General features: G+C 36.6%; 8 protein-coding genes. 7 read left to right on the top strand and 1 reads right to left on the bottom strand.

What is annotated here, in order from left to right:
• Positions 1 to 122 precede the first annotated feature (122 nt).
• The 6 genes from AABL87_RS02510 (at position 123) to AABL87_RS02535 (ending at position 8,724) form a co-directional block, all read left to right on the top strand.
• Entirely contained in the window at positions 123 to 818 is a 696-nt protein-coding gene (locus AABL87_RS02510; protein WP_341276904.1) for an MgtC/SapB family protein, read from the top strand.
• Positions 819 to 839: 21 nt separating this feature from the next.
• The gene (gene mgtE / locus AABL87_RS02515) at positions 840 to 2,237 is read left to right on the top strand and encodes a magnesium transporter (protein ID WP_341276905.1); all 1,398 of its coding nucleotides are present in this window, start codon (positions 840 to 842) and stop codon (positions 2,235 to 2,237) included.
• Between the two features lie 214 nt (positions 2,238 to 2,451).
• On the top strand, positions 2,452 to 3,570 hold the full coding sequence (locus AABL87_RS02520) for an efflux RND transporter periplasmic adaptor subunit (RefSeq protein WP_006257808.1): 1,119 nt from the start codon (positions 2,452 to 2,454) through the stop codon (positions 3,568 to 3,570).
• Between the two features lie 17 nt (positions 3,571 to 3,587).
• Positions 3,588 to 6,698 carry an efflux RND transporter permease subunit gene (locus AABL87_RS02525; protein ID WP_341276906.1) on the top strand — a complete coding sequence of 1,037 codons (3,111 nt, stop codon included), beginning with the start codon at positions 3,588 to 3,590 and terminating at the stop codon, positions 6,696 to 6,698.
• An 8-nt stretch (positions 6,699 to 6,706) separates the two neighbouring features.
• Entirely contained in the window at positions 6,707 to 8,002 is a 1,296-nt protein-coding gene (locus tag AABL87_RS02530; RefSeq protein WP_313138553.1) for a TolC family protein, read from the top strand.
• 11 nt (positions 8,003 to 8,013) lie between these two features.
• Positions 8,014 to 8,724 carry an outer membrane beta-barrel protein gene (locus AABL87_RS02535; protein ID WP_341276907.1) on the top strand — a complete coding sequence of 237 codons (711 nt, stop codon included), beginning with the start codon at positions 8,014 to 8,016 and terminating at the stop codon, positions 8,722 to 8,724.
• Between the two features lie 68 nt (positions 8,725 to 8,792).
• Here AABL87_RS02535 and AABL87_RS02540 read toward each other — a convergent pair whose 3' ends face one another.
• Complete coding sequence (locus tag AABL87_RS02540) at positions 8,793 to 9,485, bottom strand: HAD family hydrolase (RefSeq protein ID WP_341276908.1); 693 nt, start codon at positions 9,483 to 9,485, stop codon at positions 8,793 to 8,795.
• A 342-nt stretch (positions 9,486 to 9,827) separates the two neighbouring features.
• On the opposite strand from AABL87_RS02540, the gene AABL87_RS02545 reads away from it, so the two are divergent.
• Positions 9,828 to 13,052 carry a SusC/RagA family TonB-linked outer membrane protein gene (locus AABL87_RS02545; RefSeq protein ID WP_341276909.1) on the top strand — a complete coding sequence of 1,075 codons (3,225 nt, stop codon included), beginning with the start codon at positions 9,828 to 9,830 and terminating at the stop codon, positions 13,050 to 13,052.
• Positions 13,053 to 13,064: the final 12 nt, after the last annotated feature.

Genomic DNA, 13,064 nt, shown 5'->3' on the forward strand with positions numbered 1-13,064 from the left:
GCCAAGTCAAAAAAAATAAGAGATGGAAACAGAATCCACATTAGTTAAACGGGAATGTTAAACCTTCTTTCTGAATATGCATGATAACAATGTAGCTCAGAAAGAGCAAAAAAATAGTTATCATGTTAATTACAGTATTTATAGGAAGATTAGCTCTTGCTTTTATTTTAGGAGCTCTTATCGGGGCAGAGAGACAAGTGAGACAAAAAAGTGCGGGTCTAAGAACCAATACGCTAGTGAGTATTGGTGCAGCAGGCTTTGTGTTGATGGCGTATACCATCGGAGATATGGCTGTGGGTAGAGTAGCCTCTTATGTAGTAAGTGGTATAGGATTCTTAGGAGCTGGAGTGATTATGAAAGACGGATTCAGTATCCGTGGATTGAACACTGCTGCTACGATCTGGTGTTCGGCTTCAGTAGGGTCTATGTGTGCAGTAGGCTTATGGATGGAAGCGATAGCGATGACAGTATTGATTTTATTAGCACATATCTCACTTAAACCTATTGGTAATATGATTAATAAACTCTCTTTTGAGAGTGAGACAGACTCAGCTGAGGTTCATTACGAGATTATCGTAGGATGTAAAGAACAAGTAGAGAATCATATCAGAGTAATGGTGTTAGAGAATCTACGCGCTCAGAAAGACCTTCAGCTACGTTCATTAAAAAGTACAGATAATGGCAATCCTGCTTTTTCTTACCTGAAGTTTGAGATACTATGCATCGGTAAGAAAGATGATATTCTAGAGCAGATTACGAGTAAAGTGTCTTTAGAATATGGCGTATCAGAAGTGACATGGGAATTGACAGCGTATTAATCTATTAAAAACTGAGGTATTATGAGAATGCATAACAGAGATTTAAAAAATCTACAGAAGATAGCAACTGATATGAACAGTATGGAGAAGATAACGATGATGCTGCCTGTGATCAAGAAGATGCCTATTATCGACATCAGCGAGCTACTGAGTAGAGTGGCTAATGATGATTTGGTTCTTGTGTTTAATGAGTTTACAATAGCGGAGCAAGGGGAGATTTTTGCAGAATTTCCATTGGTGAAGCAGTTAGGGTTCTTTCAGAGAGTGAGTAAGAAGCTATTCGCTAGGATATTCGAAGAGATGCCATCAGATGCTAGAGCAGATCTGTTTCAGCTGATGACACAGCAGGAGCAGGTAGACTTACTACCTTATCTGACGAAGAATATACGTGAGAATGTGCTAGCACTTAGTTCGTATCCTGCGCATACAGCAGGTGGAATTATGATTACAGATTTCGCTACAGTGTCTAAAGACATGACGTGCTTCGAAGCGATACAACAAGTGCGCAAAGACTCTCCTTCTAAAAAGACGATATATTATGTATATGTAGTGAATGAGGATAAGACTTTAGTAGGCTTTATTACTTTAAAAGATTTGATCATAGCTGAGCCTGATGTATTAGTTAAAGACGAATTACATACAGAGTTTGTATTTGGTTTTTTAAGTGATAGCAGTGAGTCAGTAGCGAAGAAAATAGATAAGTATCAGTTAGTAGCCTTGCCGATACTAAACGATAAGAAACAGCTAGTAGGAATAGTGACACATGATGAGGCACTAGATGTGATACAAGCAGAACATACAGAAGATATGGAACGCTTCATGGGAATCATCGGTACGAATGAGGAGTCTGATTATAATCAGACGAGTATATTCAACCATTTTAAGAAGAGAGTGTTTTGGCTAGTGACACTAGCAGTAATCGGGATAGGAGCAGGGATGATCATCTACAGTTATGAAGCGACATTAATGCAGCTGATGATTCTAGCCTTATACATGCCGATGATAGCTTCTACAGGAGGTAATGCAGGGAGTCAATCTGCGACAGTAGTGATCAGATCACTAGCACTAGGACAGATTACAGTAAAGTCATGGTTAAAGGTATTGTGGAAGGAGTTAAGGATAGCGCTGATGTTGTCTTCGTTTCTAGGTTTAGTCGCTTTTGGTATCGTAGTATTTCTAAACTGGGGGACAGAGATTCCGACAGGTTACACACTAGCGTCCATAGGAGGAGTAATCGCGTTAGCCCTGTCGCTACAGGTGATTACCTCTACGATAATAGGAGCTTTGTTACCTATGTTGGTTCGCAGGTTTAATGGTGACCCTGCAGTAGCAGCTAGCCCAGCTATCACTACGATCGTAGATATATCGGGGTTACTGATTTACTTTAGTATAGCAGCTCATTTCTTTAACTTAAAGTAGCACGGTTATTGTAGATTACACTTAACATAAATTATATAAAAAAGAATGCAAAAATTACGCTCTCGATGCGATCTGTCAGCAGAAGGCTAATAAAAATTCATAAAATGCTTCGTTATTTAATATGGAATCTCCGTATTATGAAGTAACTTTAAAGTGTTTTTAAGATAAAAACTTAGTGAAATAATAAATAAGGTATTAATTAAAAATAAACATAATGGCTAAAACATTAAAACTAGCAGGTATTTTAGGAGTTAGCATATTATTGAGCTATTGTTCTGAGAAGAAAGAGCAGGCAGCAGATAGTGCTCAGTTTACAGTAGAAAATAAGATCATCACTCTAACTGAAACTTCAAATCTAAAAGACAGAATAAAAACAAGTAAGGTATCAGAAGAAGACTTTACTTTCGATCTAGTTACTGCTGGGGTAGTGAAAGCTATTCCCAACCATTATGCAGAAATAGCATCTCCTTTCTCAGGGAGAATAGTCAAATCATTTATCAAACTTGGGCAAAAAGTGAGTGAGAACACTCCTTTATTTGAAGTGTCTTCACCTGACTACTTCGAGGCTCAAAAGGATTACTTCGATTCAAAACAAGAGTTTAAACAAGCAGCTCTAAACCTTAAAAGACAAGAAGACTTACTGAACAACGGTGTTGGGGTAAGACAGGAGTTTGAAGAGGCAGAGACAGAATACTCTATCGCTAAGGCGGCTTATGATAACGCTCGTGCAGCATTAAAGATATATAGTGTAGATGCTAGCTCACTAGTACTAGGACAGGCATTGACAGTGCGCTCTCCTATAGCTGGAGAGGTCTTAGAGAACAACCTAGTGATAGGACAGTTCATTAACGATGAGGCTGACCCAGTAGTGAAGATCGCTTCACTAGGTAAAATATGGATAGTAGGTAAAGTGAAAGAAAAAGATATCAATCACTTAGCTAAACTAAACAAAGTACAAGTGGAACTTGCAGCATATCCTGATGCTCCACTATCGGGTACTATCTATCATATCAACGAGATCGTGGATGAGGAGACTAGAAGTATAGATGTACTGATAGAAGTGGATAATGAGAAGAGAATTCTAAAACCTGGTATGTATGTGAGTGTTCGTTTTATCGATCAACCAGAACCAGTAATCTTAGTGCCTTCTAGAGCAGTATTACAAGGAGAGGATAACTCATTCGTATTCGTGAAGGTAGGAGAGAATAAGTATGCTAAGAAGAGTATCGTGATCGGAGGAGTTTCTGGAGATAAGACCGTTATCCTATCAGGATTAGATAAACAAGATGAGGTAGTAAGTGAAGGAGGAATCTACTTGCCACAAGCTATTTAATAATAAACAATAATACAATGAAGAAAGGTATAATAGATACAGCTATTCACAAAAGATGGCTTGTAGCAGCGTTGTTTGCTTTGCTGTGTATATTTGGATATTATTCTTGGAAACAATTATCAATAGAAGCTTATCCAGATATAGCAGATACTACTTCTCAGGTAGTAACACAAGTGCCAGGGCTGGCAGCAGAAGAGATAGAATTACAGATTACCATTCCGATAGAGCGCGCTCTTAATGGTATGCCTGGAATGCACGTGATGCGTAGTAACAGTACATTCGGACTGTCTATGATCACGATAGTATTCGCTGATGGAGTAGATGACTACTTCGCTCGTCAACGAATCCAAGAGAGATTAAACGATGTAGAGTTGCCTTATGATGCGACTCCTGAGTTAGATCCGCTGACATCGCCTATCGGTGAGGTATATAGATATATTATAGAGGGAGATGGATATAGTCTTAGAGAATTAACGGATTTACAAAACTTCGTGATTATCCCTAAGCTTAATCAAGTGCCTGGTGTAGCTGAGGTAACTAACTTCGGTGGAATCACTACTCAGTTTCAAATCGAATTAGATCCACATAAATTAGAACAATATGGTCTATCGCTAAGCGATGTGACAGAGACGATAGAAGAGAATAACGTCAATGCAGGAGGAAGTGTTCTAACGAGAGGAGACCTTGGGTATGTGGTGAGAGGTATCGGGTTGATTAAAGATTTAGAGGATTTAGGTAAAATCGTTGTTAAGGCAGAAGATGGTATACCTGTATTCTTAAACGATTTAGGCCGCTTAAAATATGGAAATGTAGAGCGCAAAGGTATTCTTGGTTTTACAGATAGAGAAAGAGATTATTCTGATAGTATCGAGGGGATTGTACTGTTATTAAAACACGAAAACCCATCTGTAGTATTAGATAAGATACACCAATATGTAGATGAACTGAACAATGGTTTATTGCCAGAAGGTGTTAGAATACATACTTTCTTAGATCGTACAGATTTAGTAGATACGACATTACATACTGTGTCTACTACGCTAATCGAAGGAATTAGTTTAGTAGTGATTGTATTGATTGTATTCTTAGGAAGTTGGAGAGGAGCGCTATTAGTAGCGATTACAATCCCTGTATCTCTGTTGTTTGCATTTATCATGATGCACTTCACAGATATACCTGCTAACTTACTTTCGTTAGGAGCAATAGACTTCGGTATTATAGTGGATGGTGCCATCGTGATGATGGAGTCCATACTGAAGAAGAGGGAGGACAATCCGGAAGAAGAACTAAAAGAGAAGTCTATAGCACAGCGTACCAAAGAGGTGGCTAAGCCTATCTTCTTCGCTACAATCATTATTATCACAGCATACTTACCACTATTCGCTTTTGAACGTGTAGAGAAGAAGCTGTTTACACCGATGGCGTTTACAGTGGGATATGCCTTGATAGGTGCGTTATTAGTAGCCTTGATTTTGATACCAGGTCTTGCGTATGCGGTGTATAGAAAACCAAGAAAGATCTACCACAATAAGTGGTTAGAGAAGCTAACGAATTTATATCACAATAGAATTATCAAGATTGTAAATAAGCCAAAGCAAGTATTCGTACCGCTATTAGTTGTTTTAGCGATTACAATAGGATTGTCAATGAAGGTAGGTAAAGATTTCTTACCTCCATTAGACGAAGGTTCTATCTGGCTTCAAGTAACCTTGCCTCCTGGTATCTCATTAGAGAAATCAAAAGAGATGAGTGATACACTACGTGCTAGAACAATGAAGTATGATGAGGTAACGTATATCATGGTACAGTCTGGGCGTAATGATGATGGAACAGACCCATTTACTCCATCACATTTCGAATGTTCGGTAGGTATCAAGCCTTATAAAGAATGGCCTCGTGGTAAGACTAAAGATGACTTAATCGAAGAGCTGGCAGCAGAGTATGAGTCTTTACCTGGATTTACAGTTGGGTTCGCTCAGCCAATGATCGATGGGGTAATGGATAAGATATCTGGAGCACATAGTGAATTAGTAGTGAAGGTATATGGAGAAGATTTTCACGAGACTAGACGTATAGCGAATGAGGTATTAGGTACACTGCGTACGGTAGATGGAGCAGTAGATTTAGCGATAGATCAAGAGCCACCATTACCACAGCTACAGATCCATGCGAATAGAGATAAGATAGCTCAATATGGATTAAACGTATCTGATGTTGCAGAACTTATCGAGGTAGCTATAGGTGGTAAGGCTATATCACAGATATTCATTGGAAATAAGGTATATGACATCAGTGCTAGATATACTGAAGAGAGTAGAAATACACCAGAGAAGATCGCTAACTTAATGTTGACTTCTAGTACAGGTGCTAAGATTCCGCTGTCTCAGGTAGCAGATGTTAAGACGAGTACAGGAGAGAGTACGATCACTCGTGAGATGAATAGACGTCACTTAACTGTAAAACTAAACGTGCGTAATAGAGACTTAGCGTCACTATTAAAAGAAGCGCAACAAAAGATAGAAAGCAATATCACGTATGATCATGAGAAGTTCCACATCGAATGGGGTGGACAGTTCGAGAATCAGAATAGAGCGTATAGCCGTTTGGCAGTAATTGTTCCTTTGACCTTGTGTTTAATGTTTGTATTACTATACGGAGCTTTTGGACAGTTTAGACAAGCTGGATTATTGATGATCGTAGTACCGTTAGCTTTATTTGGAGGGATGTTAGCCTTGAACATTAGAGGAATGTCATTGAACGTATCTTCAGCAGTAGGATTTATTGCGTTGTTTGGGGTTGCGATACAGAATGGGGTGATTATGATCTCCCATATCAATAATCTCCGCAGAAGAGGTATAGCATTAAAAGAAGCAGTACTAACAGGTGCAGAAGAGCGTTTCAGACCTGTATTGATGACGGCTACAGTGGCAGTATTGGGGTTATTCCCTGCTTCGTTAGCTACAGGTATCGGTTCGGATGTACAGAGACCTCTAGCAACTGTGATCGTTTATGGTCTATTATTCGCTACTGTTCTTACACTATTTGTATTACCTGCCTTGTATTATATGGTAGAGCGCAAATGGGGTAGTGATAGCGACTTCGTAAAAAGTGAAACAGACGAAAATTAGGATTAGGTATGAATGTTATTAGAAAATATATACTAGTAGGATTATTAGCATTGTTCTGTAATGAAGTTGTGGTAGCACAACTTCATACAGAGAATGTAAGTGATAAGACAGCATTGACATATAAGGAGTACCTTCATAAGATGTCAATGAATAACTTAGGATATGCCGCTGCAAAGTATAATATCGATATTGCAGAAGCTGAGGTACAAGCAGCTAAGATGTTCCCAGACCCTGAGCTGAGTTTTGGTTGGTTTGATAATCAACAGAAGCGTATGCAGATGGGTTATGGCTTTGAGGCAGAGTTATCATGGGATTTAGAATTAGGTGGTAAGCGCAAGGCAAGAAAGAATTTAGCTGCAGATCAGAAGACATTAGCAGAATTAGAGTTGCAAGAGTTCTTCCAGACTATGCGTGCAGAGTCTACTATCTTATATTTAGAAGCCTTGCAGAATAAGATGTTGTTTGATATACAACGCGACTCTTATGAGTCTATGAAGCAAGTAGCTAAGTCTGATAGTATTCGTTATACATTAGGGCAGATCAGCAAAGTGGATGCTATCCAAAGTAACTTAGAAGCTAAAGGGATGTATAATGAGTTACAAGATGCAGATGACGCTTGGGAAAATAGCTTGATAGAGATCAGAAACGTGATCAGTAAACAGAGAAACGATACAATTTATTTGCCTCAGGGAGACTTCAATAAGTTTGATAGATTATTCTCATTAGATGACTTGATTGTGACTGCTCAGAACAATAGAGCTGACTTCCTTGTCGCTAGACAGAATAAGGTGGTAGCGAGTAAGCAAGTCTCTTTAGCTAAAGCAGAACGCGCTATAGATTTAGGACTTAACTTTGGGGTAGAGAACAACTCCTTTGTAAAGAATGCTATTGCTCCTACACCTGGTAATACGGTGGTTAAAGCAGGTTTTTCTATTCCGCTGAAGTTCTCTAATAGAAAAGAATCAGGATTAAAAACTGCATTATACGAGGAACGTCAGGCTCATCTAGAATACGACTTTATAGAGCTAGAGTTAGAGAAAGAGATTACTCAAGCATATCGTAACTATCTAACGAAACAAAAGCAGATCAATAGGTTTGAAAAAGGAATGTTAGAAGAGGCTAAACAGGTATACGAAGGGATCAAGTATAGCTATCAAAGAGGGGCGAGTAGCCTATTAGAAGTGTTGGATGCACAACGTACTTATAACGAAACACAACAGGCTTATGCAGAGACGCTATTTGGCTATGCATCTGCTCTAGTGGAGTTAGAGAACGCAGTGGGTATTTGGGATATTGATTTTTAAGAATGAGAGGTATGAAAAACTTATTACTAAGTGTATGCTCTGTGTTAGCAGTATCAGGTACAGCTATAGCACAAGATGTAAATCACGATTTAAAAGGGAATACTACTTTTAGTGTAAAAGGAGGTTGGATACAGTCTACGCTTAAAGGAGATGATCTAGAGTATTTAGCTATAGATGGTAAAGTGAGTAATCGCAATAACTTCTTCGTGGGAGTAAGTGTGGATAATAGTTTAGGAAAATATTTTGGGCTGAAACACGAGTTGTTTTATCAACAGTATGGTGGTCGCTTCGATAGAGAGACTGAAGATGGGGTAACACTAGATGCTAAATTGCAAATGCACAGTCTACGTCTTAATCCGATCAGTGCTGTGTTTAAAGTAGGAGGGCTACAAGTATATGGTGGTCCTTATGTGAATATGTTATTATACTCTTCTATCACAGCAGTAGATGAAGAGGGGAATACATATAAAGATCACGGTATTTTCGGTAGTATAGAAGATGATCAAGAAGATGGACAGTATCTACAGAAGATGGACTACGGTATCGTAGTGGGTGCTGAGTACCAGTTTAACTGTGGGTTTTTAGTAGGAGCTAACTACAGTAGAGGATTTGCCAGTATCTTCGATAACTCTAATACATTTGGGTTAGAAGAAAATCCTGGTGTGAAGAACCTGAAGATATATAATCAGAGTTTTAATGTATTCGTAGGATATAGATTCTAATCAAAAGAATACATTGTTTATAAGTGTAAGTGAGAGGCTAGTTGATGATCAACTAGCCTCTTTTTTATTTATAGTAGTATCTCTTTAATCTCTGATAGTTTTTTAATAGAAGTAAAGTTTGGATGTACTATTTCGTGATCGACATGCTCGTGTAACCATGTAGTATGGAAAGGGACGTGTACTGCGTGACCTCCTAGTTCTAATACAGGAAGTACATCAGATCTTAAAGAATTACCTATCATAATAAACTCTTCAGGCTTGATATCTAAACGTCCTAATAACTTCTGATAGTCTATTTCTTCTTTATCCGTCATGACTTCTATATGATGGAAGTATGCTCCTAAACCAGACTTGTGTAGTTTGCGGTGTTGGTCTTTTAAGTCACCTTTGGTTGCGACTACTAGTTTATACTTTCCTTGAAGTTCCTTTAGCACTTGTTCTACGTCATCTAATAGCTCCACAGGCTTGGTTAATAAATCCTTTCCTATAGCAATGATTCTACTGATTACTTTTGGGCTTACAGTTCCCTTTGAGATTATGTTAGCCGCTTCTACCATAGATAGGGTAAAGCCTTTTATTCCATATCCGTATAGAGGTAGGTTGTCTATTTGTGTTTTGAATAGTATCTGTGAGATGCTTTGATGTGTTAGGTAATCTTCCATTAAGATACAGAATGCTTTCTCAGCTTCATTAAAGAAAGGTTCATTCACCCATAGGGTATCATCCGCATCAAAAGCAACAACTTTAAATGGTTTTGTCATGTTGTTTATTTTAGTATGTTATGTAAAGGTACGGGATAAAAGGATGAAAATAAGTATACAGAATATAGTAAAGTATAGAATGAATTGTATTTTTTATATATTAAGTTAATATTAATTAAAAATTAAGAAATGAGTGTTTTTAGTTAAAATAAACCTGCAAAATGAGTGTTTTTAATCCTTAAAATAGTGTGTTTTAAGTTAAATAAATTAATATAATGTCTATTTTTCGGGCTTAATTTACATTTATTTTAAGTGTTTATCTTGAATAAATATTGTATATGTTTTTTTTGATTCATTTTTTTATATTTTTGGCAATGCTAAAATAATCTTAAAAAGATGTTTATGAAATTAAAACTTTACTTAACGTTTTCTATGCTTGTGTTAACAAGTGTAGTTTTTGCACAAGCAAAAAAGACAATAACTGGAAGTGTAAAAGACACTGACGGTTTACCGTTGATTGGTGCAACTATTGTTCTAGAGGGAACTGACTTCGGAACAAGTGCAGATGATCATGGGATATTTACAATTAATGCTGGCGAAGGCGATGTGTTAGTTGTTTCGTATGTGTTCTATGAAACACAAAGAATTAGATTAACATCAAAGACACATTATGACATAGTATTAAAAGAGGATGGTCAAGTGTTGGAGGATGTAGTTGTTGTAGCTTATGGTACTGCTACTAAAGAATCTGTAACAGGTGCTATCGCAGTTATAGAAAGTAATGATATTACTAAAAGACCAGGGACTAATGCTTTAGGAGCATTAGAAGGTGCAGCTCCAGGTATTCGAGTAAACAATACTTCAGGGCAACCTGGATCTGAGCCAACTATCCGTATCCGTGGTTTTTCTTCACTAACATCTAATAGCCCTTTATTAGTTGTAGACGGCGTAGCTTTTGGAGGAAATATTTCTGATATCAATCCTAATGACATAGAAAGCATGTCTGTTTTAAAGGATGCTTCTGCTTCTACTTTATATGGTAATAGAGCGTCAAATGGTGTTGTGATGATTACTACAAAGAAGGCATCAAAAGGGAAAGGTTTTTTTGGAGTTAATATGAAACAAGGTCTATTTACTCGTGGTATCAAAGAGTATGAAACTATGGGGACTAATGACTTTATGGAGACTATGTGGACAGGTTATAGAAATAATCTAATAAGTGCGGATACTAATATTGAACAAGCAAGTGTTTTAGCTAATCAAAAATTAATTAGTGATATACTTCTTACAAATATTTATAATTTGCCAAGTGATCAATTATTTGATGCAAATGGTAAATTAAAACCAAACGCATCTATTTTACCTGGATATGCAGGAGATTTAGATTGGTATAAACCTATTGAAAGAACTGGTATGTATCAAGATATCAATATGAGCGGACGTGTGGCTAATGATAAGGGAGGAGCTTATTTCTCAGGAGGATTTTTAAATAATGAAGGATACTTTAAAGGGAGTGATTTTAAACGCTTTACTGGAAGGGTGAATGCTGATTATAAAGTAAATGAGGCTATTAAAGTAGGGACAAATATTGCTGCTTCACATCAAATGTCTAATGGACTGAATGCAACAACAGATAATACAGGATCATATACAAATCCATTTATGTATGCGCGTAGTATTGCTCCTATCTACCCTGTGCATTTACATGATCAAAAAACAGGGGATTATATATATGATGATAATGGTCAAAAGATTTATGACTCAGGAGATAGTACCCGTAAACAATATGCAGGGCGTCATGTAATTTGGGAAAATGAGTTAAATAGTATTGAGTCTATTCGTAATACTGTTAATGGACAGTTCTATGCTGATTTTAAATTCTTAGAAGATTTTACTTTTACAATCAAAGGAGATTTGAGTCTTAGGAATTCAGAAGAGAGAAAGTATGATAATGCTATTATTGGAGATGGAAAGGGAAATAGCGGTCGTTCAAGACGTGATATCTATAGATATAAAACTTACTCTGCTCAACAATTATTAAATTGGAATAGAAGCTTTGGAAATCATAATTTAGATGTGTTAGTAGGACATGAGAATTTCAATAATGACTACAGTTATTTATATGGATTAAAGGCAGGACAAACATTTCCAGGTATACCTGAATGGGCAAACTTTAGTGATGTCACGAGTTTAACTGATTATACTATTAAATACAGAACTGAAGGATATTTATCTAGAGTAAAGTATAATTATGACAATAAGTATTTTATTGAAGGATCATTTCGTAGAGATGGTTCTTCAAAGTTTCATAAAGATAATAGATGGGGTAACTTTTGGTCTGTAGGAGGTAGCTGGGTTGTTTCTGCTGAAGACTTCTTCAAAGTAAAACAAATTGATTATTTAAAATTAAGAGCTTCTTATGGTGAAGTTGGTAATGATGGTGGAGCAGGAACTTATGCTTACCAAGCTTTATATGCTTTAGTGAAAAATGGAGGGACACCAGGGTTATACAAAAACCAAAATGGTAATGATGATTTACAATGGGAAACATCATCTTCTGTAAATGTTGGCTTAGATGGTAGACTATTTAATAGAGCTAATTTTACAGTTGAATACTTTGATAAACGTTCTCAAAATTTATTATTTGATTTGAATATGCCTTTATCAAATGGTTCAACTAGTGCTGGGACAATAAAATCAAGTGTTATTAGTAATGTAGGTACTATTTCAAATAGTGGTCTTGAAATGTCTTTTGATATTGATATTATTCGTAATAAAGATTGGAAATGGAATGTTGGATTCAATGCAACTTGGTTGAAAAACAAACTTGTTAAATTACCTGCAGAGAATAGAAAAGAAGGTATTCCTTCTTCACCTTTCTTACGTAAAGAGGGTAAAAGTATCTATGAATTTTGGATACCTCAGTTTGTAGGAGTTGATCAAATGACAGGTAAATCTCTGTATATAGTTGATACTGAAAATTATGATGTTAATGGTTCTGCACCTGGTAAAGATAAGATTGATGCTGTTAATTTAGTTACTATTAATGGAGTTACATATACAACTAATACTTCATTTGGTAAAAGAGAGTTTGCAGGAAATGCTTTACCAAAAATGGAGGGAAGTTTTACAACATCATTGTCATATAAGAATTTTTCATTGTCAGCATTATTTACTTATGCTTTAGGAGGGAAGATGGTAGATTATTCTTACATGAGTTTAATGTCTGTTAATACTACACCAAGTGCTATACATAAGGATGTTTTAAATTCTTGGAATGGTGTACCAGAAGGGATGACCGAAACTTCAGCTAATAGAATTGATCCAAACGGAACACCCTTGGTGCAGTTTGGAACTGTGGGATCACAGAATAATGCACTATCTGATAGATTTATTCAAAATGGTAATTATTTAGTAGTTAAAAATATAGCTTTAAACTATGAGATGCCAAAAACAATGTTATCGAAAATAGGAGTAAGTCAAATGAGTTTGAATTTAGGAGTTGAAAATTTAGCAACTTTTACAAAACTAAAAGGGATGAACCCTCAGCAATCATTTAATGGAACAAGTCAAGATGCTTGGGTAACTGCTAGAACAGTAATATTTGGAGTTAATGTAGGATTTTAATGATTAAAATTA

The organism is Myroides sp. C4067 (assembly GCF_038039665.1).
Lineage (GTDB): Bacteria > Bacteroidota > Bacteroidia > Flavobacteriales > Flavobacteriaceae > Flavobacterium > Flavobacterium odoratimimum.

Bases quoted from the DNA above. Each gene is read 5' to 3' on its own strand.
- AABL87_RS02510 (WP_341276904.1), top strand. From the start codon at position 123: ATGTTAATTACAGTATTTATAGGAAGATTAGCTCTTGCTTTTATTTTA.
- AABL87_RS02520 (WP_006257808.1), top strand. From the start codon at position 2,452: ATGGCTAAAACATTAAAACTAGCAGGTATTTTAGGAGTTAGCATATTA.
- mgtE (WP_341276905.1), top strand. From the start codon at position 840: ATGAGAATGCATAACAGAGATTTAAAAAATCTACAGAAGATAGCAACT.
- AABL87_RS02525 (WP_341276906.1), top strand. From the start codon at position 3,588: ATGAAGAAAGGTATAATAGATACAGCTATTCACAAAAGATGGCTTGTA.
- AABL87_RS02545 (WP_341276909.1), top strand. From the start codon at position 9,828: ATGAAATTAAAACTTTACTTAACGTTTTCTATGCTTGTGTTAACAAGT.
- AABL87_RS02530 (WP_313138553.1), top strand. From the start codon at position 6,707: ATGAATGTTATTAGAAAATATATACTAGTAGGATTATTAGCATTGTTC.
- AABL87_RS02540 (WP_341276908.1), bottom strand. From the start codon at position 9,485: ATGACAAAACCATTTAAAGTTGTTGCTTTTGATGCGGATGATACCCTA.
- AABL87_RS02535 (WP_341276907.1), top strand. From the start codon at position 8,014: ATGAAAAACTTATTACTAAGTGTATGCTCTGTGTTAGCAGTATCAGGT.